Here is a 26,492-nt window from a genome sequence, read left to right as displayed (position 1 = left end):
AAACTCTCAAGTCCCGCGGCGCGGACCCCTCCCCGGCGTCCCCGGCTCTCCCCCTTCCCGCCTCCGAAAGGCACCGGCACCGTGCGACTGACCCCGCTGACCAGCCTGACCCCCGAGCAGACCGAACTCCTCGAGACCATCGTCGGCCCCGGCGTCGAACCACCGCCGCCGTTCCTCGTCTGGGCGCGCAACATGGAACTCGCCCACTGGGTCGAGAACCTCGGCGCCTACTGCCGCGACCGGTCCCGGTTCCCGCAGCGGCTGCGCGAGCTGAGCGTCCTGATCGCCGCCCGCCACTTCGACAGCCAGGCCGCCTGGAACGCCCACATCCAGCAGGCGGTCGAGGAAGGCGTCCCGGCCGAGTGCCTGGACCGCCTCGCGCGGGGCGAGGACCCCGCCTTCGAGGCCGAGGACGAGCGCGTCTTCCACGCCTTCGCGCACGAGATGCTCCACGACCACTTCGTCACGGACGAGACCTGTGCCGCCGCCCTGGCACTCTTCGGCGAGGACGGCGTACTGGACCTGATCGGCTGCGTCGGCAGCTTCAGCATGTCCGCGATGATGCTCAACACCTTCCACATCCCGCTCCGGCCGCACCTGCCCCGACCGTTCCCCGACGTCGACGGCTTCCGACGGGTCCCCGCGGACGACTGACCCCGTCCGCGCGGCACACCCGCGCGCACCGACGGCTCGCATCGACATCGACATCGAAAGGGTGGTGCCCGATGCCGCATTCCCCCCTGCACTTGCTCGACGGACTCCTCGACCAGGACGGCATGGAGACCGCGGCGCACCGGTTCGTCCTCGGCGGCCCCTTCGGAGCGGAGCCGCCCGCCACCTCCGCCGAGCGGCTCACGCACTTCGCCGACGCCGGCGGGCTGCTCGTCGAGACCTCCCACAGCTACGCCCGCGGGCAGGCCGAGGCGGCGGTCGGCGCGTGGCTGCGCGCCCGGCCCGGCAGGCTCGGGGTGGTCACCAAGGTCGGCCACGACACGACCGGGGCGGACATCCCGCTCAGCCGCGCCACCGTGCACGCACACGTACGGGCCGCGTTGAGCAGCCTCGGCGTCGAGGTCATCGACGTCCTCCTCTACCACTGCGACGACCCCGCCCGGCCGGTCGCCGAACTCGCGGACACCCTGGTGAGCCTGGTCGAAGCCGGCCACGTCCGCCGCGTCGGGGTCTCCAACTGGCGGGCGCCGCGACTGGCCGAACTCGCCGTCGAACTCGCCGCGCGGGGGCACACCCCCGTCGCCAGCTACCAGTTCAGCCTCGCCGAACCCGACCCGGCGCTGCTGGGCGGCAGCCTCCACGCCGACGCCGCCGTGCTCGACGTCGTCCGCGGGCACCGGCTTCCCCTGTTCGGCTGGTCCTCCCAGGCCCGCGGCTACTTCGCGCGCACCGGAGCGCGGGAGCTCGACGGCCGACCGGATCCGTACGACACCGAGGACAACCGCGCCCGCCGGCGCCGCTGCCGGGACCTCGCGGAACGGCTCGGCTCCCGGCCCGAGACGGTGGCCCTGGCCTGGACCCTGCACCATCCCGGGATCTGGCCGTCGATCGGCCCGAGAACGACCCGGCAGACCGACAGCTCGCTCCAGGCGCGCCGCCTCACCCTGACCGGCGAGCAGGTCCACTGGCTCCGGCACGGCCGGTGAACGCCCAGCGCCCGCCCAGGACCGGACCACCGCCGCCACGACCCGGCCGCCGGATCTCCACCAAGGCCGCCGTCTGCGGGGTGTTCGTCGCCGCGAACTTCATGGCGATCATGGACACCACGATCGTCAACGTGGCCCTCCCGGCCATCGGCCGCGACCTCGCCGTGGACGCCTCCGGCCTCAGCTCCGTCAACGTCGGCTACCTGGTGGCCCTGGCTGTCTTCATCCCCGTCTCCGGCTGGCTCGGCAACCGCTTCGGCACCCGGCGCACCGCGCTCGCCGCGCTGCTGCTGTTCACCGCGGCCTCCGGTCTGTGCGCCACGGCCGGCTCGCTCGGGGCGCTCACCGGCTACCGCGTCCTCCAGGGCGTCGGCGGCGGTCTGCTCGCCCCCGTCGGCATGACCATGATGCTGCGGGCCTTCCCCGTGGCCGAGCGGCTGCGCGCGCAGCGGTACGTCATGCTGCCGACCGCCGTCGCCCCCGCCCTCGGACCGGTACTGGGCGGCTGGCTCGTGGACACCGCCACCTGGCACTGGGTCTTCCTCGTCAACCTGCCCGTCGGAGTGCTCGCGCTGCTCTTCGGCCTGTGCTGCCTGCCCGACTTCCCCGGCCCGGGCGCGCCCCGCTTCGACCTCCTCGGATTCGTCCTGGCGGGCGGCGGGCTCGCGGCGGTCCTGTACGCCCTGACCGCGGCCCCGGACCGGGGCTGGGGGAGCGGGCGGGTGCTGGTCCCGCTGGTGGGCGGGGTTCTGGCGCTCGCCGTGACGGTGCCCTGGGAGCTGCGCGCCCGGCATCCCATGATCGATCTTCGGGTCGCCGGGGACCAGCTCTTCCGCAGGACCCAGCTGGTCCTGCTCCCCACCGGCGCCGCCTTCATGGGCGCCCTGTACCTGTACCCCCAGTTCCTCCAGACCGGTCTGGGGCACGACGCCCTGCACTCGGGCCTGGCCACCTTCCCGGAGGCGCTCGGCATGCTGACCTCCTCGCAGGTCGTCCCCCGGCTCCACGACACGGTCGGCCCCCGCCGGCTGATGGTCGCGGGCGGCGCCGGGGCCGCGCTGGTCATGGCCTTCATGGCGACCTTCACGCAGACCACGCCCGCCTTCGCGCCGTACCCGTCGATGTACCTGCTGGGTCTCAGTGTCGGCCTGCTCTTCGCGAGCGCCCAGAACGCCGCCTTCGTCACGGTCCCACCCGCCAGGACGGCCGACGCCACCACCCTGCTGAGCATGCAGCGGCAGACCGCGGCGGCCTTCGGCGTGGCCCTGGCCGGCACGCTCTCCGCCGCCCTGGGCGCCGGCGGCACCCTCGCCTTCCGCGCCGGCTTCCTGACCCTGGCCGCGCTGTGCCTGGGCGCCTCGCTCCTGGCGCTGCGCGTCAGCGACCGCCGGGTCCGGGAGGCGTACCGCGCCGCCGGCCCGCACCCCGACCCCGCTCGCGAGGAGTCCGCGAGCCCGGGACCGGCCGCGGGCCCATGACACCCCCACCCGCCGACGGTCCACGCCGGAGCCGAGTGCGTCGTCGGCGATCCCGCCGGGCTCAATCGGCGGGTTCCCGGCCGTCGGAGTAGACCACCAGTGTCTGTTCCGGCTGTTCGGCCAGGTGGAACGCGGTGTAGGCGCAATCGACCGTCCCGCGCCCCGGGCTCCGCAGCCGTTTCCGTCCGCCGTGCCGGGCCTGCACGTCGTACTGCGGCCACCAGGCACGCACTTTCGCGCTGCCCGCGTTCAGCTCGTCGATCAGCCGGGGGGCTACGGCTTCTCCTCGGTGTAGAGGGCGCTCACCTCCTCGGCCGTGAGCGGCCTGTCGTACGCGTGGACCTCGTCCACGGCGCCGTTCCAGAAGTCGGTGTCCGCGCCGTCCCACTGGGCGCGGCCCACGGTCAGGGCGCCGGTGCTCGGGTAGGCGGGGCCGCCGGTGGCGGTCGCCGCCGGCTCGCCGTCGACGTACAGCGTGATCTCGTTGCTCGCGCTGTCCCGTACGCCGACCAGGTGGTACCAGCGGCCCGGCTGCGGGGTGGTCTCCAGCCGGGCCCGGTTCTCGCCGGGCGTGCTGAAGGCGAAGGCGCCGTGGCCGTACTGGAGGTAGAACGGGCTGGCCTGGCGTCGGGTGTCCTGGCTGACGGCGGTGGCGTAGTTGCCGGGGAGCGCGTCGAGCCTCACCCACGCGGAGACCGAGTAGCCGCCGGTGGTGTCGAGCACCGGGCCGTCCGTCTCGGCGTACTGTCCCTGGCCGTCGAACTCCAGCGCGCTGCCGCTGACACCGGAGGTCCAGGTGGTGCCCCCGGTCAGCGTCAGGGGCTGGGCGTTGGGCCCGTCGTCCTTGGCGGTGCTGCCCGTGCCCTCGTCGAGGGCCCAGTGCCCGCCGCCCTCGAGCGCTCCCCGCTCGCCCGCCGCGGCACCGGCCGCGATGACCTCGAGGTTGACCTCCCGGACCCTGACCGGGTCGACCTTGATCTCCCGGCGGTCGTACGTGTAGAGGCCGTTGAGCTCGTTCTCCAGGTCGGAGATCTGCGTGTACACCGAACCGGACAGCTCGGCGCCGGCCTGGTCGAGGTAGTACTTCTCGGTGTTCTCGACGTACTCGCGTGTCAGCGCCTCCTTGTCGTCGACCCCGCTGTAGATCACCGTGGGGGCGCCCGGCCACATATGGCCCGGGGTGCGCAGGGTGAAGCCGCCGTGCTCGCCGTCCATCGCCGCCCGGTGGTCCGGGAACGGCGGGTCGTCGTTGCCGTAGTCGTGGTGGTCGACGATGTCGCCCGCGCCGGAGTCGCCCTTGGAGTTGCAGCAGTTGACGCCGCTGTGGGCGTTGACGACGCGGGACGGGTCGGCGGCCTTGACCGATGCGGCGATACGGCCGCTCTCCTCGCGGTTCCACTCCCCCCAGCCCTCGTTGAAGACGATCCAGCCGATCACGGAGGGGGAGTTGTGATGCTGCCGCATCATGTCCATGCCCTGGTCGACGAAGGCCTCACGCCCCGTTTCGTTCGTCAGGTCCCCGGAGACGAAGTCCTGCCAGACCAGCAGGCCGAGCCGGTCCGCGTGGTAGAACCAGCGCGGTGACTCCACCTTGATGTGCTTGCGGACGGCGTTGAAGCCGAGGTGCTTGTGCGCCTCCAGGTCGAAGGCGAGCGCCTCGTCGCTGGGCGGGGTGTACAGACCGTCGGGCCAGAAGCCCTGGTCGAGCGTGGCGAGGGAGAAGACCGGCTTGCCGTTGAGCACGAGCTTGCGGAAGCCGCCGACCGTCTCGACGTCTACCTTCCGCATGCCGAAGTAGCTGTCGATCCGGTCGGTCGACCGGCCGTCGGTGAGGGTGACGTCGAGGTCGTAGAGGTAGGGGTCGTCCGGGCTCCACAGGTGCTGATCGGCGACCGGCAGGCGCAGTTCCTCGCCGGCCCCTCCGCTGACCCGGCCGACCACCTTGCCGCGGGCGTCGCGTGCGACGGCTTCGACGCGGGCCTCGGCCGAGGCGTCGTCGGACTCGACGGTCAGCGCCAGGCTGCCGGTGTCGATGTCGGGCGTGGTGACGAGGTTGTCGATGGAGGTGTTGGCGACGGGCTCCATCCACACCGTCTGCCAGATGCCGGACGACTGCGTGTAGAAGATGCCGCTCGGAGTGGCGGACTGCTTGCCCTTCGGCTGGTCGGCGCCGCCGGTGTCGGTGACGGCGACCACGATCTCCTGCGGCCCGGTGCCCCTCAACGCGTCGGTGATGTCGGCGCTGAAAGCGGTGTAGCCGCCGGTGTGCTCGGCTACCTTCCTGCCGTTGACCCAGACGCGGGCCCGGTAGTCGACGGCACCGAAATGGAGCTTGAGCCGGTTGCCCTCGCCGGCCTTCCAGCTCTTCGGCACGTTCACGAGCCTGCGGTAGACCATGTGGTCCTCGTGCCGCTCCAGCCCGGAGAGCTGCGACTCGACCGGGAACGGCACGATGATCCGCTCGTCGAGGTCCTTGCCGAACACCGGCTGCTCACCCGCCTCGGCGGCGCCGAACTGCCAGGGGCCGTTGAGGCTCTTCCACCGGGACCGCACCTGCTGCGGGCGCGGGTACTCGGGCAGCGGGTTCTTCTCGTCGAGTGCGTCGCCCCAGGTGGTGGTGAGCCGGTGCGTGGAGTCGTTCCGCGCCCAGCCGATGATCTTCGGCACGGTCTCGCCGCCGGCCGTCAGTGCGCCCGCACCGTCGTAGGTGAACCTGACGCCCTGGCTCTTCTGGATCGCCTCGCCGAGGGTGACGACCAGACCTTCGGGGTCTCCCGGGTCGACCGCGACCGACGTGACCGGCATGCCGGTCGAGTCGGCCTCGATCCTCAGGTGGCCGGCGAGTGCCTGGACGTCGCCTCCGACACCGCCCTCGAACCGGGCGCGCACCCGCCGCCCGTCCTCGGCGACGGCCAGGTCCACCGGGTAGACCTCGAAGTCGGCCGGCGGGGTGAACGCCGAGGTGGGCACGGGCTGCTTGGGCAGCGTCGGGGTCGACCAGCGCAGGTACATGTTCGCCCCGCCGAAGTCCTGGAACATCTCCAGGCGGAAGTCGTGCTTCTCACCGGCGGTCAGCGGGATCGGCGCGCTGGTCTGTTCGTTGTCCCAGTCCGGCTGCCAGTGGTCGATGACCGGCTCCCCGTCGACGAAGAGCCGGAAGCCGTTGTCGCCGACGGCGTGGAACGTGTAGTCACCGGTGGCCGGCGCCTCGATCCGGCCCGTCCAGCGGGCGGTCGTGTGCTCGGTCCGGCCGGTGAGCTCCTCGAACGTGCCGGTCAGACCGGAGAAGTTGATCTGCGGGTCGAGCAGGGTGCCACCGAGCTCGGCGAAGTCCCGTGCCCCGGGCGCGGACATGCGGAAGTACTCGCCCTTCAGTCCGTGCACCTCGATGGCGGCGGTCTTGGTGGTCTCGGTGGACGCGGCGGTCTCGGTGGACGCGGCGGGCGCGGCGGCCTCGGTGGACGCGGCGGCCTCGGCGGCCTCCGCGGACGCGGCGGAGGTGTCGGAGGTGACGGAGATAGTGGGGGTGGCGGAGGAAGTGGACGCGGCGGACGCACCGGCGGTCAGGGCGCTCGTGGGCAGCATGAGGGCGGCCGCGGTCAGCAGCGCCCAGGCTCTGGTTCGCGGGCGGCTGTGATGTCTGGTCATCGAACCTTTCCTTGCGCAGGGGGGCCCGGACCGGTACGAGCCGGCAGGCGGCACCAGGCGGCACCAGGCGGCACCAGGCGGCACCAGGCGGCACCAGGCGGCACCAGGCGGCACCAGGCGGCACCGTGGCAGCAGACAGGAGCGGGGAACGCCGTCAGGTGCGGGGCCGGGCCGGGCCGGGCTCCGTACTCCGGCCACGGCCCGGCGGTACGGCGGACACCGGCCCGGAGACGGCTTGCTGTCAGTGGCTCTCTCGGCGTCGGACATCTCGTTCGGCGTCGGACACTCGTGCCAGCGGAATGACAGCACGGCCCTCACCACCTGTCTAGACCTCACGCATCACACAGCTGATACGCCGTCACTCCTATTCGGCCAGGGCGGAGTTGAGCCCCTGCCGGGTGTGAGCACCACGCCCCGACGACGGGTCGGCGCACGGCGAACGGGCATTGAACGGTTTCAACTCTCACCCTCACGTTTAGGGTGAGGGTGGTGAGCGGTGCCGGTGACCACGGTCGGCGCCGGCTGGCGGGCGACCGACACGGGCCCCTACCGCGCGGACGACATCTACGACGGGCAGACCTACGACGCCCGCAAGGAGATCCCGGGCTGGGCGGCGAACGGCTTCGACGCCTCCGCCTGGAACGCCGTCGAGGAGCACGACCACACCACCCGCTTCCCCGACGCCCGGCTGGTCGCCTACCCGGGCGAGACCGCCCGGCTGATACCCGAGTGGGACCGCACCGCGCAGTCGGTCACGGTGTACACCGGCGTCACCGGCGAAGCGGGCAGCGCCAACGGCAAGGGCCGGATCGTCGTCGACGCCGCCCGCACGGTCACCGCCCCGGCCGCGGCGGCCGCCGCCGTCACCACCCTGCGCCCCGGCGAGCCGGCCGTCCTCGACCTCGGCCAGAACATGGTCGGCGTCCCCCGCTACACCCTGAAGGGCCCCGCGGGCGCCGAGGTGTCCCTCCGCTTCGGCGAGATGCTGAACGACGACGGCGCCGGCGCCGACGGCCCCGCGGGCTCCGTCTACCGGGAGAACCTGCGCACCGCCAAGGCCATGAGCACCTACGTCCTGCGGGGCGACGAGCGGGGCGAGACCCACCAGGACTCCCTGACCTTCTACGGCTTCCGCTACGTGTCGGTCACCACGACCCGGGAGGTCACCCTCACCGGCCTGACCGGCCGGGTCGCCACCTCCGCCCTACGCGACATCGGCTCCGTCACCACCGACGACGACCAGGTCAACCACGTCCTGGCTGTACTCCGTGAGCAACGGCGCCACCACCGTCTGGGAGCGCTGGAACTCGTACTCGGAGGAGGACGGCTTCGGCCCGGTGGAGATGAACTCGTTCAACCACTACTCCTACGGCGCCATCATGGAGTGGATGTACGAGGGCATGGCCGGCATCGCCAAGGACCCCGATCACCCGGGCTTCCGGCACTTCCTCCTCCGGCCGCACCCCGACCCCACCGGGAAGATCACCCAGGTGACCGGTGCGCACCAGTCGCCCTACGGCACGATCGAGAGCGCCTGGACGGTGCGGGACGGCGAGCTGACCTACCGGGCGGCGGTCCCCGCGAACAGCACGGCGACCCTGAGCCTGCCCACCTCCGACCCCGACACCGTGCGCGAGGGCCGGACGCCCTTGTCCCGGGCCGACGGCGTCACCTTCCTCGGCTTCGCGGACGGCACCGCCTCCTACCGACTGCCCTCAGGCCGCTACGAGCTGACGGCCACGCTGACCTGACCCCCACCCCGGGGCGCGCGAACCGCGCGCCCCGGCACCACTGCGGCCCCGGCCGACGGACACCGTCCGACGCACGGGCCTGCCACCATCGGGTGACCGCCCGCCCGCAGACCGCCCGTGGTGCGTCGACTGGCTCTTCGCAGTTGAGCGTGTAGCGCCGAGGATGCAGAGCCGTCGGACGGTTGGATGTGAGTCGTCAGGAGGTGCGGGAGTCGTGGTTCTCGCGGTTTGCGAGGACCTCGGCCATGTGCGTCTGCGCCCAGTCCCTGAGCCCGCGCGTCATGTGGTGGAGCGAGAGGCCGAGGTCGGTCAGCTCGTAGGAGACGGTGACAGGGACGGTTGGCGTCACGGTACGGGTGAGCAGACCATCGTGCTCCAGCGATCGTAGCGTCTGGGTCAGCATCTTCTGGCTGACCCCGGCCAGAAGGCGGGAGAGCTCGGAGTAACGCATCGCCTTCGGAGCGGCGGCGTGTGCCGCACCGGGCTGGCGAGGGCTGTTGTCGCCGCCCAGCGCACACAGGATCAGGACGACCCACTTGTCCGAGATTCGGTCGAGCAGCTGCCGGCTGGGGCACCCTGCCAGGAACGCGTTGTACTCCACCTTGGCCTGAGCCCTCTTCTGGGCCGCCTTCATCGTCGTCACTGATCGCGCCTCTCCCCTATGGGTGGGTTACGCACTCCGAAGTGCCTGCTTCCCGACAGGAAGTTCCTCTCCCATGCTGATGCAGGAAGGCAGCAGGTGCCACCCCCCGAGCACGACGAAAGGCCACAAGATGAGCACACCCTCCCTCTCTCTTCCCGGCGGCACCTGGACCCTGGGCGACCTGACCGTCACTCGGTTCGGCTACGGCGCCATGCAACTGGCCGGCCCATGGGTCATGGGGCCGCCCGCCGATCGCGAGGGTGCCCTGGCCGTTCTGCGTGAAGCGGTCGACGTCGGTATCACCCACATCGACACCAGCGACGCCTACGGGCCGCGCGTCACCAACGAGTTGATTCGCGAGGCACTGCACCCCTATCCCGAGTCGCTGCACATCGTGACCAAGGTGGGCGCGACCCGCGACGAACAGGGTGGCTGGCCTACGGCCCGGCGACCCGAAGATCTGCGCCGCCAGGTCCACGACAACCTCAAGTCCCTCCGGCTCGACGTACTCGACCTGGTCAACCTCCGACTCGGCAACGCCGAAGGTCCCCAGCCCGGCTCGCTCGCCGAGGCGTTCGAGACGCTCGTCGAACTCCGGCAGCAGGGCCTGATCCGCCACCTCGGGGTCAGCAACGCCACCGAGGAGCAGGTCACCGAGGCGCAGAGCATCGCGCCGGTCGTGTGCGTGCAGAACATGTACAACCTCGCCCACCGCCACGACGACAAGCTCATCGACCGGCTCGCCCCCGACGGCGTCGCGTACGTGCCCTTCTTCCCCCTCGGGGGCTTTACCCCGCTTCAGTCCTCGGCGCTCTCGGCGGTCGCCGCTCGATGGGAGGCGACACCGATGTCCGTCGCACTGGCCTGGCTGCTGCAGCGATCACCGAACATCCTGCTCATCCCCGGCACGTCATCGACGGCACACCTGCGCGAGAACATCGCCGGCGCGGGACTCTCCCTCTCCGATGAGGACTTGACCGAGCTGGACGACATCGGCCGCTGAACGCCCCAGAGCTGAGTGGCTGGTACGACCGGCACGAGGCGGGGTTCCGGGTCGTTGCCCTCGATCACCACGGCGACAACTACGTCGACGGCTACGAGCCGGAGGGCTTTGTCCACGTGTGGGAACGGCCCCGGGACGTCTCCTTCGCCCTCGAAGCACTCGCCCGGGAACAGCTGCTCGGTCCGGTCGGTGTGGCGGGTCTCTCCCTCGGCGGTTACACGGCGTGCGAGCGGCGGCTCGGCCGGCCCCGAACGCCGCGGCGGGTGCGCAGCGGCCGCCTTCAGCCGAACAGGGCGACGAGCCCGTTCACCCAGATCGCCACCATCGCGAGGAGCACCACCAGACATCCGGTTCCCGCGAGGAAGGAGGTGATCGGCCTCGGCCCGGGCTCCGGCCCGTCGTGGCGGGCGGAGGACGCCGTGTCCCAGTCGACCGGGTGGCCCACGGCGTCGGAGCAGGCCTGCCTGACCGCCGCGAGGGTCTCCCTGGCGAAGGCGGAGCGGGCCGACGACTCGGGGCCGCGCCAGGCGAGCGCCCGCATGCGCTGCTGGGGTGTCCGGTACCTCGCCTCGAAGGCGGACGTCTCGCCCGTGTCCCGGTCCTCTTCGAGGTACATCCAGCGCCCCGCTTCGGCGGGCTCGTCGTACAGCCGGTAGACCTCGGCCAGTCGGCGGCGGAGCGTCAGGTCGTCGGGGAACGACGACACCAGTCCGCGCAGGCGCTGACGCGCCATGGGGACCCGGCCGGCGGCCAGGTCGGCGTCGACTCGGGCAAGGGTGTCCGTCACAGGCATGGGTTCATGATCGGTCGCTCGGTACGAGGCGTCGATTCCTTTTCGCGGCCGGCCCGTCGGCCGTTCCACGGACGCCGCGTACAGGCCTGCGGGCGCGCCGCCCGGAACGAGGCCGTCCCGGGCGGCGCACCCGTGTGGCGTACCGGTCAGCAGACCGGCAGCGGGTCCGTCTCGCTGTAGATGTCGGTGTCCTTCATCCAGCCCCAGGCGCCGTTGTCGGCCTGCGTCCACTCCCAGCGGTTGGGGTGCGGGCCGCCGACGTGGCCGCCGTCGTCGGAGCGGCAGACGAACCAGGACGGGTTGCTGTACATGGTCCCCACGAGCCTGGCCGTGCCGTTGTCGTTGACGTAGACGCCCGCGCCGGAGACGTTGTTGCACCACCAGTGGCTCGAGGCGTACCAACAGGGGGACGCCTGGGCGTCGAGCCCGTCGCGGGGGGAGGTGTCGTCCGCCGGCCGGACCGCCGTGTCCGCCGCGGCGAACGGGCCTTCGGACGCCGGCGGTGCGGGGAGGCTAGGGGCCCGGGTGTCCGGGGCGGCGGAGGCGGTGGGGGTCGCGGTGCCGGCGAACAGCGCGCCCGCGAAGGCCGCCGAGGCGAGACACATACGGATCGTTCGCTTCATCAGCTTGTCTCCAGAGGTGCGGGAATCGTTCGACGGAGCCGCCGCGGGGTGACGCGGCGGCCCGAGGGGGCTGCCCCGGACCGGTGCCGGTCCGGGGGCGGCCGGGCGGTGGGCCCGGGCGCGGTGCCGTCCGAAGTCCCCCTCGCTTGCTCCTGCTTGCGCTCCAGGTCTAGCGCCCGGCCGTTGTTCGCGATCGAAACGCTGGTGCCGAACAAACAAGTCGTGAAAAATGGGACGGCACTGTTCCGGCCGTCACCGGGGAGACGGGGAACGAACGGGGGAGGTGCGGCGATGCCGCGCAGAGAGCGACCGCTGGATGGCAGGGACGGTCCGTTACGAGAGTTCGCCGAAGGTCTTCGGCAGTTGCGGCACAAGGCCGGCAATCCGCCCTACCGGACGCTGGCGGAGCAGGCGCACTACGCGGTCTCCACGCTGTCCTCCGCGGCCTCCGGGCAGCGGTTGCCGACGCTGGCGGTGACACTGGCCTACGTGCGCGTCTGTGCCGGGGACGTGCGGGAGTGGGAGCGGCGCTGGAGGGAGGTGGCGGACCACCTCGGGGAGTGCGATCGCGCCGACCCCGGGGAGCGGGCCGGCACCCCCGCGCCGTACGCGGGACTGCGGTCCTTCCGGGAGCAGGACGCGGAGTGGTTCTTCGGCCGGGAGCAGCTGGTCGAGGAACTGGCCGAACGGCTGGAGCGGCAGCGGTTCGTGGTGGTGATCGGGGCGTCGGGCTCCGGCAAGTCGTCGCTGCTGCGGGCGGGGCTGGTGCCGCGGCTCCGCACCGCCGTGCTGCCGGTGGTGACGCCGGGACCGCGGCCGTTGGAGGAGACCGCGGTGCGGCTGGCGGCGCGGGCGGGCCTCGCGCCGGGCGCGCTGTATCAGGAGCTGCGCGCGGACCCGCGGAACCTGGGCCGCCTGGTGAGGCAGATCACCGCCCGTTCCGGCAGGGGCGACGGCGACGTCGTGCTGGTCGTCGACCAGTTCGAGGAGGTGTTCACCCTGTGCCGGGACGACGCCGAGCGGGACTGCTTCATCGACGCGCTGGTCGCGGCCGCCGCGGCCGAAGCCGGCCGCTGCCGGGTGGTCCTCGGGGTGCGGGCCGACTTCTACGCGCACTGCACCCACAACCCGCTGCTGGTGGAGGCGATGCGCGACGCCCAGGTGCCCGTCGGACCGATGCGCATGGAAGAACTGCGCCGGGCGGTGGTGAAGCCCGCCCAGCGGGCGGGACTGACCGTCGAGGGCGCGCTGTCGGCGTCGCTCACGGCGCAGGCGCACGGCCGGGCCGGGGTACTGCCCCTGGTGTCGCACGCGCTGCTGGAGACCTGGCGGCACCGACGGGGCAACGCGCTGACCCTGGAGGCGTTCGAGAGGGCGGGCGGGCTCGAAGGCGGCCTGGCACGCACCGCGGAGGAGTTCTACGGGCAACTGGACGCCGGACAGCGCGAACTGGCCAGGCAGGTGTTCCTCCGGCTGACCGCGCTGGGCGAGGGCACGGAGGACACGCGGCGGCCGGCCCGCCTGGAGGAACTGGCCGGACTGGCCGAGGCCGACACCGGCCGTATCGAGGCCGTGCTGGACCGTGCGGCCAGGACCCGCCTGCTGACACTGGACCGCGAGCGGGTGGATCTGGCGCACGAGGTCCTGATCCGGTGCTGGCCCCGGCTGCACGGCTGGCTGACCGAGGACCGGGAGGCGCTGCGAACGGTGCGTCAGCTCACCGACTCGGCGCGGGCGTGGGAAGCGGTGGGGCGCGATCCGGGAGCCCTGTACCGCGGCGCCCGGCTCTCCCTCGCCGCCGGGCTGGACCGCGCCTGCCTGTCCGCGAAGGAGCGGGAGTTCCTCGACGCGAGCCTGGCCGGGCAGGCCGCCGAACACGCGGCGGTACGGCGTCGTACCCGGTTCCGGCGCGTGGCGGTGGCCCTGCTGAGCGCCCTGCTCGTGCTGGCGAGCACGACCGCCGTCCTCGCCGTACGGGCGCAGCGGGCGGCGGACCGGCAGCGGGACGCCGCCGGTTCCCAGCGGGTCGCCGAGAAGACCGCGGCCCTGCGGGCGGTCGATCCCGCGCTGGCCGCCCAGCTGGGTCTGGCCGCCTACCGTCTGTCGCCCACCCCGGAGGCGCGCGGCAGTGTGCTCAGTACCTTCGCCGCCCCGTACGCCACGCGGCTGACCGGTCGGACGGGCGCGGTCACGGCGGTGGCGTTCAGTGCCGACGGCCGCGTCCTCGCCACCGGCTCCGCCGACCGGACGGTGCGCCTGTGGCAGGTCGGGGATCCCCACCGGCCCCGCGAGCTGAGCGCGTCGGCCCGCCTGGCCGGCGCGGTGCGCGCGGTCGCGGTCAGCCCCGACAGCCGTCTGCTGGCCGCGGGCGGTGACGACGGCACGGTGGCGGTGTGGGACCTCGGCGACCTGGGCCGGCCCCGGCTCGCGGCGCGGCTGCCGCGGGTCACCGGACCGGTCGTCGGGCTGGTCCTCGGCCCCGCGAGCGGCCCCGGTGGGCGCACCCTGGTGGTGGCCGCCCGCGACGGGCTCCGGCTGTGGCAGCTGTCCGATCCCCGCCGCCCGCGCGCTCTCGCCGCGCTGGACGTGCGGTCGCCCGTGACCGCCCTGGCGGCCGGCCCGGACGGGCGGACGCTGGCCACCGGCCATGCCGACCACGCGGTGCGGCTGTGGGAGGTGACCGCCTCCCGCGGGCGTCTGCGTGAGCTGTCGGCCGCGGGAGGCCACACCGGCGAGGTGAACGCGATCGCCTTCGCCCCGGGAGGCCGCCGCATCGCGACCGGGAGCAGCGACTTCACGGTACGGCTGTGGGACGTGACCGGGCCGCGCCACCCGCGCGCGGTGCAGGTGCTCACCGCTCACACCGACGCGGTCAACGCCGTGGGCTTCAGCCCCGACGGCCGCACGCTGGCCACCGCCGGCACCGACGCCACCGTACGCCGCTGGGAGGTGACCGATGCCGGCCGCGCCCGGGAGCTGACCGTGTGGACCGGGCATACCGGCAGCGTCCACGCGTCGGCCTTCAGCCCCGACGGCCGCACCCTGGCCACCGCCGGCGAGGACCGGACCACCCGGCTGTGGGATCTCCCCGGGCCGGCCCTGACCGGCCACGGCAGTTCCGTCTACTCCCTCGCCTTCCACCCCGGCGGGCGGCTGCTGGCCACCGGCAGCTACGACCGGACCGTACGCCTGTGGAACGTCGGGGACGACCGCCGCCCCCGGCAGCTCGCCCGGCTCACCGGCCACGCGGGCCCCGTCAACTCGGTGGCCTTCCGCCCGGACGGACGCGTCCTGGCCAGCGGCAGCGCCGACGGCACCCTCCGGCTGTGGAGCGTGCGGGAGGCGGACCGGCCGCACCTCCTGGCCGACGTACCCTGCCGGATCGGCCACGTCGACGCGGTGGCGTTCTCCTCCGACGGCCGGATCCTGGCCACCGGCGGCGACACGGGCACCGTACGGCTGTGGGACACGGCCGACCCACGGCACCCGCGTCCGCTGGCCGACCTGCGCGGAGCCGGCCCGGTGGACGCCACGGCGTTCGCGCCCGACGGGCGGACCCTGGCCGTGGGGAGCCGGGACCGCACGGCCGTCCTGTGGCACGTGACCGCACGAGGGCGCGGCACGCGCCTGGCCGTTCTCACCGGTCACCTGGACGCGGTGAAGTCGGTGGCGTTCAGCCCTGACGGCCGCACCCTGGCCACGGCCGGCGAGGACCGCACCGTAGGACTGTGGAACGTCGCCGACCCGCGTCGCCCGGTGCTGCGGGACCGCCTGGCCGGCTACAACGACGGCGTCATGTCCGTCGCCTTCGCCCCGGACGGCGGGCTGCTGGCGGCCGCGAGCTCGGACCACACCGTGAGGCTGTACGACGTGACCGGCCGCGGTGGCGCCCGGGAGACGGCCCTTCTGACCGGGCACACCAAGCCGGTCGACACGCTCGCGTTCAGCCCCGACGGCCGTATCCTCGCCACCGGCGGCGAGGACTGGACCGCTCTGCTCTGGGACCCCGACGTGCGGCGCGTGGCCTCCCGCATCTGCGACACCGCCCACCCGGCCGTCACGCGCGCCGAATGGCGGCAGTACTTCCCGCAGCAGCCGTACGATCCGCCCTGCTGAACGCCAACGGCCGCTGCTGTCACCGGCCGGCCCCGGCGCGCCCCGCGCGCCGCGCCCGACGGCACCGGCCGCCTCGAACCGGCGCGGGCCGGCGCGGGCCGGCGCGGGCCGACGCGGGCCGGGGCGCGGACCACCCGTCCGGGCCCGGGGTCCGGGGGCCGGGGCCCGGGGGCCGGGGTCCGGGGCCGTCGGGGAGCATGGACGTACCAGCACCTCGCGTGAAGGAGCCCACGGACGATGCCCCGCCCCGACGACCTCCGCTTCCGCGCGACCACCGCCCTCCAGCGGTACGTCGCCAACCCGCTCATGCGCCGACTGCCGTTCCACACGGTCCTGGAGACCACCGGCCGTGTCTCCGGCCTGCCCCGTCGTACCCCGCTGGGCGGCCGCCGCGTCGGCGACTCCTTCTGGCTGGTGTCGGAGTTCGGGGAGCGCTCGCAGTACGTCCGCAACATCGTGGCCGATCCCCGGGTGCGGGTGCGCATCCGCGGACGCTGGCACACCGGCACGGCGTACCTGATGCCCGACGACGACCCCGTCGCCCGGCTGCGCACCCTGCCCCGGTTCAACAGCGCGGCGGTACGGGCGCTGGGGACGGGGCTGCTCACCGTCCGGGTGGACCTGACCGGCTGACGACGAGTCCGCCGGGTGCCGCGTAGCGGCCCTCTGCCGGTGTGCGGGGGCGGTCGGCGGCCGGGCGGCATCCGCCGACGTGCGAGGGGCCGGTGGCCGGGCGGCTGTGCCGGCCTGCCCGGGCGTGGGCCGGATCTCTCGGGCGTGGGCCGGGTCTCGGCGGGCAACCGTCCGGCGGCCGTCGAGGGACCGCCGGGCGGCCGTCGAGGGACCGCCGGGCGGCCGTCGAGGGACCGCCGGGCGGCTGCCGTCACGCCAGGGTCATCCGGCGATTCCCGCGGCGCGTACGACGGTCCGCGTCACGGTGGGACACGGGCAAGCGCGGTGGGCACACGCGCGCGCCGCCGCGTTCCCCCGGCGTCCGCGCACGGCCATCATGGCGAGGTGCTCGACTCCACGCTTCCTCCGCTCGCCGTCGACGACCGCGGCAACGCCCTCGTCGTGTTCGTCCCCGGGGCCGAGGGCACCCCGCCCGGCGACGCGCCGCTGCCGGCGGCGCTGGTCGCCGTCTGGCACGCCGACCGTGTCCTCATGGTCTTCGACCGGTTCCGCCAGGGCTGGGAGCTGCCCGGCGGGCGTATCGAGGAGGGCGAGACCCCGCGTCAGGCGGCCACGCGCGAGTTGCTGGAGGAGAGCGGCCAGGAGCCGGACGGGCCGTTGCGTTTCATCGGCTACGCGGGCTTCGTCCTCGCGCCCGACCGGCGAGCCGAGTACGCGGCGCTGTTCGCGGGACGCGCCACCAGTCCGCGGGATTTCCAGCCCAACGAGGAGATCGCGGCCGTCCGCTGGTGGGACCTCCGGGAAGCCCTCCCGGCGCGGGTCCAACTCCTCGACGCCCACCTCGCCCGGCTCACGCGAGAGCCGCCCCCCGGACCCTCCCGCCGTCCCGCCGCGGGGTAGCGCAGCCGGTGCGCCGGACCGCTCGGGACGGCGCCCGTCGGCCCCCGCTGTCCGGGTGCCGGAGCGGTATCCGGCGTTCGGGCGTGCCGGCTCCTATCGTGGAACCTCACACGTGGGACCGGACGCCGAGGCAGGCAGGACATGCGGGAAGCGCGGATCGACTATGCGGCGGTCTTCCAGGCCCTGCCCGGCATGGTGGCGCTGCTCACCCCCGACCTGGTCTACGCCGACGCCAACGACGACTTCCTGCGGCTTTCCGGCCGCAGCCGTGAACAACTGCTGGGCCGCTACATCTTCGACGTCTTCCCCGAGAACCCCAACGACCCGGCCGCGGCCGGCATGAGGGAGACCCGGGAGTCGATGCTGCGCGTCGTGGCCACCGGCGAGCGCGACACCATGGCGCTGCTCCGCTACGACATCGAGGACCCGCTGCGGCCCGGCCGCTGGCAGGAGCACTACTGGAGCCCGGTCAACGCGCCCGTCCGCGGCGCCGACGGGCAGGTCGCGCTGATCGTGCACCGGGTGGAGGAGGTCACCGAACTCATCCGCGCCCGTGGCGGCCGGGGCGGTGACGGCCGGACCGGCGCGCTGGAGGCCGAGCTGTACACCCGTTCCCGGGAACTCCAGGAGATCAACGAACGGCTGCGCCGGGCGCATGCCCGCGAACGCGAGGTCGCCCTGGCCCTCCAGGCGGCGATGCTCCCCGCACCCGGCCCGAGCGGCCCGCAGGGTACGGCCGTGCGCTACCGGCCCGCCGTCGGCGCCCTGAACGTCTGCGGTGACTGGTACGACCTGGTCGACCTGCCGGGCGACAACCTCGCGATCGCCGTCGGCGACGTCGTCGGCCACGGCCTGGCCGCAGCCTGCGTCATGGGGCAGCTGCGCAGCGCGCTGAGCGCCGCCTGCCGCGTCACCGACGGCCCTGCCCAGGCCCTGGAGGCCCTCGGCCTGTACGCACGCTCCGTCGAGGGCGCCGAGGCGACCACCGTCGTGACCACCTTCATCGACCGGGACCGGCACACCGTCACCTACAGCTGCGCCGGCCATCCGCCGCCCGCCCTCCTCGACCCCGACGGCACGGTCACCTTCCTCGACCGGGCCACCGACCCCCCGCTCGCCGCCCGCCCCGAACACATGGCCCGCCCCCAGGCCGACGTCCGCTTCTCCGAGGGCGCCACGCTCGTCCTGTACACGGACGGTCTGATCGAACGCCGCAGCGAGGACATCGACGCAGGTCTGGCCCGGCTCGCCCACTCCCTCACCCGCCACCGGAACGCCGCCCCGGAATCCCTGGCCGACGCCCTGCTGGTCGATCTCCTTCCCCTGTCCGGCAACACCGACGACACCGCCTTGGTGGTCGTCCGGCTGTGACGGCGGGCCGTCCGCCGGCGCGCACCCCACGCTCCGCGCCGACCCGGTGCCCGCGGACCTGCCGCGGCCGCGAGCCGGCGCTCACCTACCCGCCGCGGACGCCGGTCGCGGTCTCCCGGCGGCGGATCTAGCGTGGGTGCAGGCATCCAGGAGGTCCGGCCATGACGGGTTCGCATGTCCCCGGCGGGGCGCAGGCAGGCGGTGGCCGCTACGGGAGGGACCTGTTCGCACCGGAGGACCCGCACGAGGCCGGGCGGATCGACGCCGGTGCGCTGGCCTACGACCCCGTCACCACACGCCGTCTGCGGGCGCTGGGCGCCGGCCCGGACTGGCGCTGCCTGGAGGTGGGCGCCGGGACCGGAACGGTGGCGCGCTGGCTGCTGGAGGAGGCGGGTGTCGAGGAGGTGGTCGCCCTGGACCGGGACACGGGCGCGCTGGCCGCCCTCAAGGGCCCCAGGCTGCGGGTGGTCACCGCCGATCTGACGGACGAGAGCCTGCGACCTGGCCGCTTCGACCTGGTCCACGCCCGGTTCGTCCTGATGCACCTGCCCGAACGGCGCCGGCTGATCTCGCGGCTCGCCGGGTGGCTGAACCCCGGCGGCTGGCTGGTCCTCGGCGACGCCGTGGAACTGCCCGACGTCCTCGACACCTCCTCCGCCTACCGGCGGACCATGGACGCCATGTGGCAGGCGCTGAGGACGACGATCGGCACCGACACCTCCTCCGTGCCGGCGTACCCGCACTTCCTGCGGGAGGAAGGCCTGCGGAACGTCGCGGCCGAGCTGTTCTGCCCACCCCTGGTCGCGGGCAGCCCCCTGGCCCGCTTCTGGTCGCAGACCTGGCGCCGGATGCGGCCCGCGCTGGAGGCGACCGGACACGTCGACGCCGACGCCGTCGACGAGGCCCTGGCGTACCTGGACTCGCCGCGACTCGCCGAGCTCGGACCGGGCATGGCGATGGCGTGGGGGCAACGGCGCTGAGGCGGGCGGAACCGCCCGGGACGGGGACGAGCGGGATCGGTCGGGCACGGGATCGGTCGGGCACGGGATCGGTCGGGCACGGGATCGGTCGGACACCGGCTCGGTCGGGAGTCGGGCCGGTTCGACTCTGGGCGGTCGGACACCGGGCCGCTCGGACACCGGGTCGGTCGGGAGCCGGGTCGGTCGGACACCGGGTCGGTCGGACACCGGCTCGGTCAGAAGCAGTCCTCGAAGTCCTGGGAGACGCCGGGGACCGGCGCCATGTCCCTGCCGCCCCGGACGTACACCGCGCTGATCCAGCCGCGCGGGCCGCCCGCGTCCACCTGCACCCACCAGTCGTTGGCGTAACCGGAGTCCCGCACCACGTCGCTCTGGCTCTGGCAGTACGCGGTGACGTGCATCCGGCTGATCCGCACGCGGTCGTACGGCTCGCACTCGAAGCCGGCGCAGGACCGCATGTTCACGTTCGTCGCCCAGACGTACACCTGGGTGGTGTCCGGCGCGGCCTGAGCCGGGGCGGGGGCGGCGGTGAGCAGGGACAGGGCGGCCCCCGTCGCCGCCGCGCCGGCCAGGACGGCCCGGCGCAGCCGGGTCCGGGGGGAGGGGCTGGTGCTCGTCATGACGTCCCTCGGCTTTCCGTGCATGGGGAACGGTGTCGTGCGGAGGACGCCGGCGGCGGCGCTCCCGTATGAGCGGGTCGCTCGACGCCGTCATACGACGGGCCAGCCCGCCCCGTCCCCCTCGCGACACCGCCCGCCCCCGCCCCCGCCCCCGCCCCCGCCCACCGTCCGAAGGAGCCGAACCCGGCCCGGCACCTGATCCCCGGTCCCCGGCACCCGGCCCCTTGCTGTCCGGTCCCCGGCGCGCCGACGGCTCGGCCGACCGGACGGTCACGGGCGCCCACGTCCGCAGGAAGGAGTCCGTCCGGTTTCCTCCGTGCCTGTCCCGCCCCGCCGGTAGGGTGGCCCCGTCGCTGACCTGTCAGGACGGGAAATCATGCTGGACGTGCGCCTTCTCGGTCCGGCCGAGGTGTGGTTCGAGGACCGGCGCCTCCCACTGGGCGGCCCCAAACCGACCGCGATCCTCGCCGCGCTCGTCACCCATCCGGGTGAAGTCGTCTCCACCGAGCGGTTGGTGGACCTCGTGTGGGAGGAGCACGCGCCCGCGACCGCCGGCGCCCTGGTGGCCTCGCACATCGCCGCCCTGCGCAGGGCCCTCACCCCGGCGGGTGCCGCGCACGCGATCCAGACCCGTTCGCCGGGCTACCTGGCCGCCTTCCCCGCCGAGCGGATCGACGCCCACCGCTTCGAGGCCGGTCTCGCGCTGGGGCGCCGCACGGCCGCCGAGGGCCGCACCGCCGAGGCGGCGGACATGCTGCGGCAGGCGCTGGGACTGTGGCGCGGCCGGGACGCGCTGGAAGGGCTCGGGCAGTTCTTCGCACGCACCGAGGCGTCCCGGCTCGTCGAGTTGCGGCTCGTCGCCCGGGAAGAGGTGTACGCCCTCGACCTGGCGCTGCACCGCGCCGACGACGTGATCCCGGAGCTGCTGGCGCACGTCCGCGCCCACCCGCTGCGCGAACGGCCGCGCGGACAGCTGATGACCGCGCTGTTCCGCGCCGGCCGCCTCCCGGACGCCCTCCGCGTCTTCCGGGAGGGGCGCGAACTCCTCCGCACCGAACTGGGCATCGACCCGGGACCCGAACTGCGCGCCCTGCACCAGGCGCTGCTGACCGGTGACACCGAGGTGCTCGGCCACCCACGGCCCGCGCCCGCCACCGCCCGCCCGCCCCGCACCGCCGCGTCCGCAGCCGGACCCGTGTCCGCGGATGCTCCCGCGACCGCCGCCGCACCCGCACCCGCGTCCGCCGCCGGACCCGTGCCTGCCGACGCCCCCCGCGCCGCCGGCCCGCCCCCGCGTGTTCCCTCCCAACTCCCGCCCGACGTGGCCGACTTCGTCGGACGTGAGGAGCAGATCGCCTGGACGGTCGCCGTCCTGGCCGACAGCGGAACCCCGGAGCGGACCGCACCTCCGATCGGCGTCATCACCGGCCGCTCGGGCACCGGCAAGACGGCCCTCGCCGTGCACGCGGGCCACCGGATGGCCGACCGGTTCCCCGACGGACGGCTCTTCCTCGACCTGCGGGCCGCCGACTCCGCGCCCCTGCGGACCACCGACGCGCTGGCCCGGCTGCTGCGCGCCGTCGGCGTCGACCCCGACGCCCTGCCCGCCGACGCCGAGGACCTGGTCGCCCTTTACCGCACGCACCTCACCGACCGCCGGATCCTGATCGTCCTGGACAACGCCGCCGGCGAGGCACAACTGCGGCCCCTGCTGCCGCCCGGACCGGGCTCCGGCGTCCTCATCACCAGCCGCCGCCGCCTCGTCGCCCTGGAGGGCGCGGTCCGCCTCAACCTGACGGAGCTCGCCGAGGAGGAGGCGATGGCGCTGTTCGGCCGGGTCGCCGGACCCGAGCGCACCGAGGCCGAGCCCGACACGGTCGCCGAGATCGTCCGACTGTGCGGACGGCTGCCGCTCGCCGTGCGGATCGCCGGCGCCCGGCTCGCCGCCCGCCCGCACTGGGCGCCCGCCCGGCTCGCCGCCCGGCTGCGCGACGGACGCCGCCGGCTCGACGAGCTCCGCGCCGGCGACCTCGAACTGCGCACCAGCCTGGAACTCGGCTACGCCGAACTGGGCCCGCAGGAACGGCGGGTGCTGCGCCGGCTCGCCCTCATGGAGCTGCCCGACTTCGCCGCCTGGATCGCCGCCCCGCTGCTGGACGTGAGCGCGGAGGACGCGGAGGACGCCGTCGAACGGCTCGTGGACTGCCACCTCATCGAACTCGTCGGCGTCGACGGCGTCGGCCAGATCCGCTACCGCATCCACGACCTGGCCCGCGAACACGCCCGCGAACGCTGCCTGGCGGAGGAGACCCCCGAGGAACGCGAGGCCGCCGTGGCACGGCTGGTCGCCTGCTGGCTGTCGCTGGCCCGCGGCGCCGCGGCCCGCGCCCCCGGCGGCGCCTCCCGCCTCGTCCCCGAACCACACGCCGAACGGCCGCTCGACCCCGCCGTCGAGGAGGCTCTGCTCGCCCGCCCCGCCGACTGGTTCGCCGCCGAGCAGGCCTGTCTGACCGCCGGCGTGGTGCACTGCGCCGCCCACGGCCGGACCCGGGCCGCCCGGGACCTGGCCGGCGTGTTGATAGCGAGTTCGGCGGCCCTCTACAACCGGTTCGACGCCTGGTCCCGCTCCCACACCGTCGCCCTGGAGGCCGTACGCCGGTCCGGGGACACCGAGGACGAGGCCTGGCTGCTGAACGGGCTGGGCCAACTCCGCTACGAACAGGACCGGTTCGACGAGTCCTACGCGTACTTCGGCGACGCGCTGGGCCTGTTCGAGCGGATCGGACCCGATCCGGACGGTGCCGGCGCGGTCCGCGGGCGGGCCGCCGCGCTCGCCGGCATGGGCTCGGCCCGCCGCGAACAGGCCCGCTACGCCGAGGCACTGGACCTGCTGCGGCCCGCGCTCGCCGCGTACGAGCGGCTCGGCGACCAGGTCGCCTGCGCCCACGTCCACTACGGCATCGGCTACGTCCACCGCGAGCAGGGCCGGCACGAGGAGGCGTGGCGGGAACTCACCCGCGCCCTGGAGCTGTACCGGAAGGCCGCGGACCGGCACGGCGAGGCGCTCACCCTGCGCTCGCTCGGCCTGTGCCACCGGGCGCTGGGCCGGCTCGCCGAGGCGGAGGACCTCTTCACGCGGGCACTGCGCCGTTTCGAGGAGGACGACGACGTGTTCGGCGCGATGTACGCCGGGCAGTCGCTGGCCAAGGTGCACATCCGTCAGGGCCGGCTCGCCGAGGCCCGGGAGCGGCTCGCCGCCTGCCTGGAGGTCACGTGTGAACGGCAGGACACCTTCGGGGAGGCGCTCGTGCTGCGCACCCTGGGCGAGTGCCGGCTGGCCGCCCGTGACCTCGACGCCGCCGAGGAGGCGCTGCGCCGGGCGCTCGCCCTGTGGGACGGGCTCGGCCTGCCGCTGTGGCGGGCCCGCACCCTGCGCGACCTGGCCACCGTCGCCCGCGGCCGCGGCGACGACGCGTCCGCCGAGGCCGCCCGCGCCGAGGCCCAGGCGGTCTTCCGCCGCCTGGGCAGCCGGGAGGCGGAGGAGAGCGGCCGACCGGGCGAAGACTGACCTCCACGCCGGCCGACCACGGCAGACCGGCCCATGCCGGCATGACCGGCCCATGCCGGCATGACCGGCCAGCGCCGGCCGACCGGCCGAACCACGACGGCCGATCCGCCCACGACGGCCGATCCGCCCACGACGGCCGGCCTACCCAGGACGCCTGCACAGGGCTCTGCAGAAGATGTGCATCACTTTTGCAGGCCTCTCGGCCACCGTTGACGGCATGACAGACATCATCCTGCTCTCGGACCTCCGGGTGGCGCGCACTCCCGTCGCGGAGTGCGGTGAACCCCTGGCCGACCTACGGGCGGACGGCCGACTGCGCATGGACGCACGGCAGGCCGACGGCGACGGCTCCTACGCCCATCTGCGCACCGGTGTGCTGGAGCGTCTGCTCCAGGCGCAGCGCCGGCTGCCCGACGGCGTCCGCTTCCTGGTGGTGGAGGGATTCCGGCCGCCCGGACTGCAACGCCGCTACTACGCGGAGTACGAGGCCGTCATGCGGACCGCTCACCCGGACGCCTCGGAGGCGCGGATACGCGAGGTCACCAGCGCGTACATCGCGCCGCCCGACGTGGCACCGCACGTCAGCGGGGGAGCGGTGGACCTGACCCTGTGCACCGACGACGGCACCGAACTGCCGCTCGGCACCGACGTCAACGCCACCCCCGAGGAGAGCGCGGGCGCCTGCCGCACGGCGGCGCCCGGCATCGACGCCGAGGCCCGCGCCCACCGGGAGCTGATGGACCGGGCCCTCACCGCGGCCGGGTTCGTCAACTACCCGACCGAGTGGTGGCACTGGTCGTACGGCGACCGTTACTGGGCCCTCGTCACCGGGCGGCCGGCCGCCCGGTACGGGCCCACCGACCTGGGTTGACCGACCCACGGACACCTGCGCGGAGTGACCGCCCGCGCAGGCGGGGGATCCCATGAACAGCACGCACACCGACATCAGCACGCGCGCCGCCGACCCGGCCGGCGCGGACACCGAGGCACCGGCCTCCGATGACTGGATGACACCGGAGGAGTTCGACAGAGCGTTCACCGCCGCCATGCCGCGGCTGCGGCGCCGGCTGCTCGCGCTGACCGGCGACCCGCACGACGCCGACGACCTGCTCCAGGACACCTATCTGCGGCTCGCCCGACGGGCGCACGCCCGCAGACTCGCCCGCCAGCAGCACGCCTATGCCTACACCTGCGTCGCCGCGCTCAACCTGCTGCGCGACTCCTGGCAGCAGGCCTCCCGCCGCGAAGTGTGCTGCGAACGGCTGCCCGACCGGGGCTGGGACGGCGGTCTCGCCCTGCGCGAGGCGGAGTCGGCCGTCGTCGACCTGCTGCGCGGCCTGTCCGCCAAGGAGGCGGCGGCCGTCATCCTCGTCGACATCGAAGGGCTCAGCCACGACACCGCCGGGGACCGGCTCGGCACGCACCGCGGCACCGTCCAGCGCAACCGGCAGCGAGCACTGGCCAAGATCCGGGCCGCACTCCAGGCATACGGGCCGCTCCCGGACACCGTCTCGTCCACGAAGGCCCGCCGCGACCCGGCTCAGGCCTGCCCGGACCAGGGCGACCCGGACCAGGCCGACCGGCACCGGGCCGCCGCGGACCCGACGGCGCCGGCCCCGACCACCCACCCGGCCCGCCCGCACCACCCACCCACGCACCACCCACCCACGCACCACTCACCCACGCACCACCCACCCGCACACCACCCACCCGCACACCACCCACCCGCACACCACCCACCCGCACACCAAGAGCAAAGGAAACCGGGGGACAGCACATGCGCAGCATGAAGAACCGGACGACGACCGCGGCAGGGGGCATCCTGCTCGCCGCGATGCTCGGCACGACGAGCGCGATGACCGCCACCGCGGCACCGGCGGCACCGCAGCGCCCGGCGGCGGCGGCCGACTGCCGGCCGCTCGCCGAGGCCTCCGCGCAGGCCCAGGCCGTCGTCAACGCCGCGTGCAGCCAACTGGGAGTTCCGTACTCCTGGGCCGGCGGCTCCATCCACGGGCCCACGTACGGGAAGGACTACCCGGGCGGCGGTGCCGGATCGCACGACAGCCAGGTGAAGGGCTTCGACTGCTCGCACCTGGTGCAGTACGCGGCCTGGCAGGGCGCGGGCATCCTGCTGCCCGAGGGCTCCTGGAACCAGGCGCAGTGGCGGGGCGCCACCGCCCGCTTCGGCCGCGGCCAGGGCACCGCCCCGCTCCAGCCAGGCGACCTGGTCTTCTGGGCGAAGAACCCCGGCAACCTGGGCACCGTGCACCACATCGCGGTCTACCTGGGCGGCGGCAAGATGGTCGAGGCCCGCGAGTCCGGGACGCGCGTGATGGTCAGCACCGTCCGCCTCAACGCCGAGTACGCGGGCGCCATCCGCATCACCGGCGGCGGTGGACAGCCGGCCCCGGGAACCAAGCGGTACGTCACGTGGGGCACGGGCGTCAACCTGCGGGCCCAGCCCAGCACACAGGCCGAGGTCAAGGCGCGACTGAACGGGCCCACGCCCGTCGACGTGCAGTGCCAGAAGCACGCCGAGCCGGTGGAGGCCGAGGGGCACCGCAACGACGCCTGGTCGTACCTGCCGGCGTACGGCGCCTGGATCTCCAACATCTTCATCGACGACCCGAAGGCGTGGCTGGACGTCCCGACCTGCGACTTCTGACCAACCCTCGGCTGCCCGCCCCCCCCACACGCACACGTCCAC

Annotated in this window: 18 protein-coding genes and 2 pseudogenes; 14 read left to right on the top strand and 6 right to left on the bottom strand. The window is 74.1% G+C overall.

What is annotated here, in order from left to right; translation table 11 throughout:
- From ACFV9M_RS37515 to ACFV9M_RS37505, 3 genes are all read left to right on the top strand, one after another.
- The coding region (locus tag ACFV9M_RS37515; protein ID WP_385102667.1) for a carboxymuconolactone decarboxylase family protein at positions 1 to 654 on the top strand (654 nt) is incomplete at its 5' end.
- Between the two features lie 71 nt (positions 655 to 725).
- A complete protein-coding gene (locus ACFV9M_RS37510; RefSeq protein WP_385078474.1) occupies positions 726 to 1,658 on the top strand; it encodes an aldo/keto reductase in 933 nt (310 codons plus the stop codon).
- Entirely contained in the window at positions 1,655 to 3,136 is a 1,482-nt protein-coding gene (locus ACFV9M_RS37505) for a DHA2 family efflux MFS transporter permease subunit (RefSeq protein WP_385078472.1), read from the top strand. The genes ACFV9M_RS37510 and ACFV9M_RS37505 overlap by 4 nt, the downstream gene beginning before the upstream one ends.
- A gap of 61 nt (positions 3,137 to 3,197) precedes the next feature.
- On the opposite strand, the pseudogene ACFV9M_RS37500 reads toward ACFV9M_RS37505, so the two are convergent.
- A pseudogene (locus tag ACFV9M_RS37500) lies at positions 3,198 to 3,407 on the bottom strand (transcriptional regulator); the annotation flags it as partial.
- A 2-nt stretch (positions 3,408 to 3,409) separates the two neighbouring features.
- Entirely contained in the window at positions 3,410 to 6,784 is a 3,375-nt protein-coding gene (locus ACFV9M_RS37495) for a LamG-like jellyroll fold domain-containing protein (protein WP_385078471.1), read from the bottom strand.
- A 502-nt stretch (positions 6,785 to 7,286) separates the two neighbouring features.
- Between ACFV9M_RS37495 and ACFV9M_RS37490 the strand changes: the two are divergent.
- A pseudogene (locus ACFV9M_RS37490) lies at positions 7,287 to 8,535 on the top strand (family 78 glycoside hydrolase catalytic domain); the annotation flags it as partial.
- A gap of 196 nt (positions 8,536 to 8,731) precedes the next feature.
- Here the strand turns inward: ACFV9M_RS37490 and ACFV9M_RS37485 are convergent.
- On the bottom strand, positions 8,732 to 9,169 hold the full coding sequence (locus ACFV9M_RS37485) for a winged helix-turn-helix transcriptional regulator (protein ID WP_385078480.1): 438 nt from the start codon (positions 9,167 to 9,169) through the stop codon (positions 8,732 to 8,734).
- Between the two features lie 139 nt (positions 9,170 to 9,308).
- Between ACFV9M_RS37485 and ACFV9M_RS37480 the strand changes: the two genes are divergently transcribed.
- The gene (locus ACFV9M_RS37480) at positions 9,309 to 10,181 is read left to right on the top strand and encodes an aldo/keto reductase family oxidoreductase (protein ID WP_385078468.1); all 873 of its coding nucleotides are present in this window, start codon (positions 9,309 to 9,311) and stop codon (positions 10,179 to 10,181) included.
- Between the two features lie 280 nt (positions 10,182 to 10,461).
- Here ACFV9M_RS37480 and ACFV9M_RS37475 read toward each other — a convergent pair whose 3' ends face one another.
- Both ACFV9M_RS37475 and ACFV9M_RS37470 read right to left on the bottom strand, forming a co-directional pair.
- Positions 10,462 to 10,974: a DUF6584 family protein gene (locus ACFV9M_RS37475; RefSeq protein WP_385078466.1), complete on the bottom strand. Its 513-nt coding sequence runs from the start codon at positions 10,972 to 10,974 to the stop codon at positions 10,462 to 10,464.
- Positions 10,975 to 11,120: 146 nt separating this feature from the next.
- Positions 11,121 to 11,597 (bottom strand): hypothetical protein, encoded by a 477-nt coding sequence (locus tag ACFV9M_RS37470; RefSeq protein WP_385078463.1) that lies wholly within the window; start codon positions 11,595 to 11,597, stop codon positions 11,121 to 11,123.
- Positions 11,598 to 11,960: 363 nt separating this feature from the next.
- Here ACFV9M_RS37470 and ACFV9M_RS37465 point away from each other — a divergent pair, with 363 nt between their 5' ends.
- The 5 genes from ACFV9M_RS37465 (at position 11,961) to ACFV9M_RS37445 (ending at position 19,597) form a co-directional block, all read left to right on the top strand.
- Positions 11,961 to 15,713, top strand: a complete 3,753-nt coding sequence (locus ACFV9M_RS37465) for an XRE family transcriptional regulator (RefSeq protein ID WP_385078461.1) — start codon at positions 11,961 to 11,963, stop codon at positions 15,711 to 15,713.
- Between the two features lie 237 nt (positions 15,714 to 15,950).
- A complete protein-coding gene (locus ACFV9M_RS37460) occupies positions 15,951 to 16,346 on the top strand; it encodes a nitroreductase/quinone reductase family protein (protein WP_385076303.1) in 396 nt (131 codons plus the stop codon).
- 384 nt (positions 16,347 to 16,730) lie between these two features.
- Positions 16,731 to 17,246, top strand: a complete 516-nt coding sequence (locus ACFV9M_RS37455) for an NUDIX hydrolase (RefSeq protein WP_385076300.1) — start codon at positions 16,731 to 16,733, stop codon at positions 17,244 to 17,246.
- Between the two features lie 141 nt (positions 17,247 to 17,387).
- Entirely contained in the window at positions 17,388 to 18,617 is a 1,230-nt protein-coding gene (locus tag ACFV9M_RS37450) for a PP2C family protein-serine/threonine phosphatase (protein WP_385076297.1), read from the top strand.
- A 161-nt stretch (positions 18,618 to 18,778) separates the two neighbouring features.
- A complete protein-coding gene (locus ACFV9M_RS37445) occupies positions 18,779 to 19,597 on the top strand; it encodes a class I SAM-dependent methyltransferase (protein WP_385076295.1) in 819 nt (272 codons plus the stop codon).
- 215 nt (positions 19,598 to 19,812) lie between these two features.
- Here ACFV9M_RS37445 and ACFV9M_RS37440 read toward each other — a convergent pair whose 3' ends face one another.
- Positions 19,813 to 20,217, bottom strand: coding sequence for a peptidase M23 (locus ACFV9M_RS37440; protein ID WP_385076293.1), 405 nt, complete (start codon positions 20,215 to 20,217; stop codon positions 19,813 to 19,815).
- Positions 20,218 to 20,593: 376 nt separating this feature from the next.
- Between ACFV9M_RS37440 and ACFV9M_RS37435 the strand changes: the two genes are divergently transcribed.
- From ACFV9M_RS37435 to ACFV9M_RS37420, 4 genes are all read left to right on the top strand, one after another.
- A complete protein-coding gene (locus ACFV9M_RS37435; protein WP_385076290.1) occupies positions 20,594 to 23,785 on the top strand; it encodes a BTAD domain-containing putative transcriptional regulator in 3,192 nt (1,063 codons plus the stop codon).
- Between the two features lie 217 nt (positions 23,786 to 24,002).
- Positions 24,003 to 24,656: a M15 family metallopeptidase gene (locus tag ACFV9M_RS37430; protein ID WP_385076287.1), complete on the top strand. Its 654-nt coding sequence runs from the start codon at positions 24,003 to 24,005 to the stop codon at positions 24,654 to 24,656.
- Between the two features lie 52 nt (positions 24,657 to 24,708).
- On the top strand, positions 24,709 to 25,575 hold the full coding sequence (locus ACFV9M_RS37425; protein WP_385076284.1) for an RNA polymerase sigma factor: 867 nt from the start codon (positions 24,709 to 24,711) through the stop codon (positions 25,573 to 25,575).
- Entirely contained in the window at positions 25,563 to 26,450 is an 888-nt protein-coding gene (locus ACFV9M_RS37420; protein ID WP_385076282.1) for a C40 family peptidase, read from the top strand. Before ACFV9M_RS37425 ends, ACFV9M_RS37420 begins: the two co-directional genes overlap by 13 nt.
- Positions 26,451 to 26,492: the final 42 nt, after the last annotated feature.

The sequence above is a fragment of the Streptomyces sp. NPDC059895 genome, assembly GCF_042731035.1.
In the GTDB taxonomy this organism is placed as follows: Bacteria; Actinomycetota; Actinomycetes; order Streptomycetales; family Streptomycetaceae; genus Streptomyces.
Note: the sequence above shows the minus strand (reverse complement) of the source record. Positions and strands in the feature narration are given on the sequence as shown.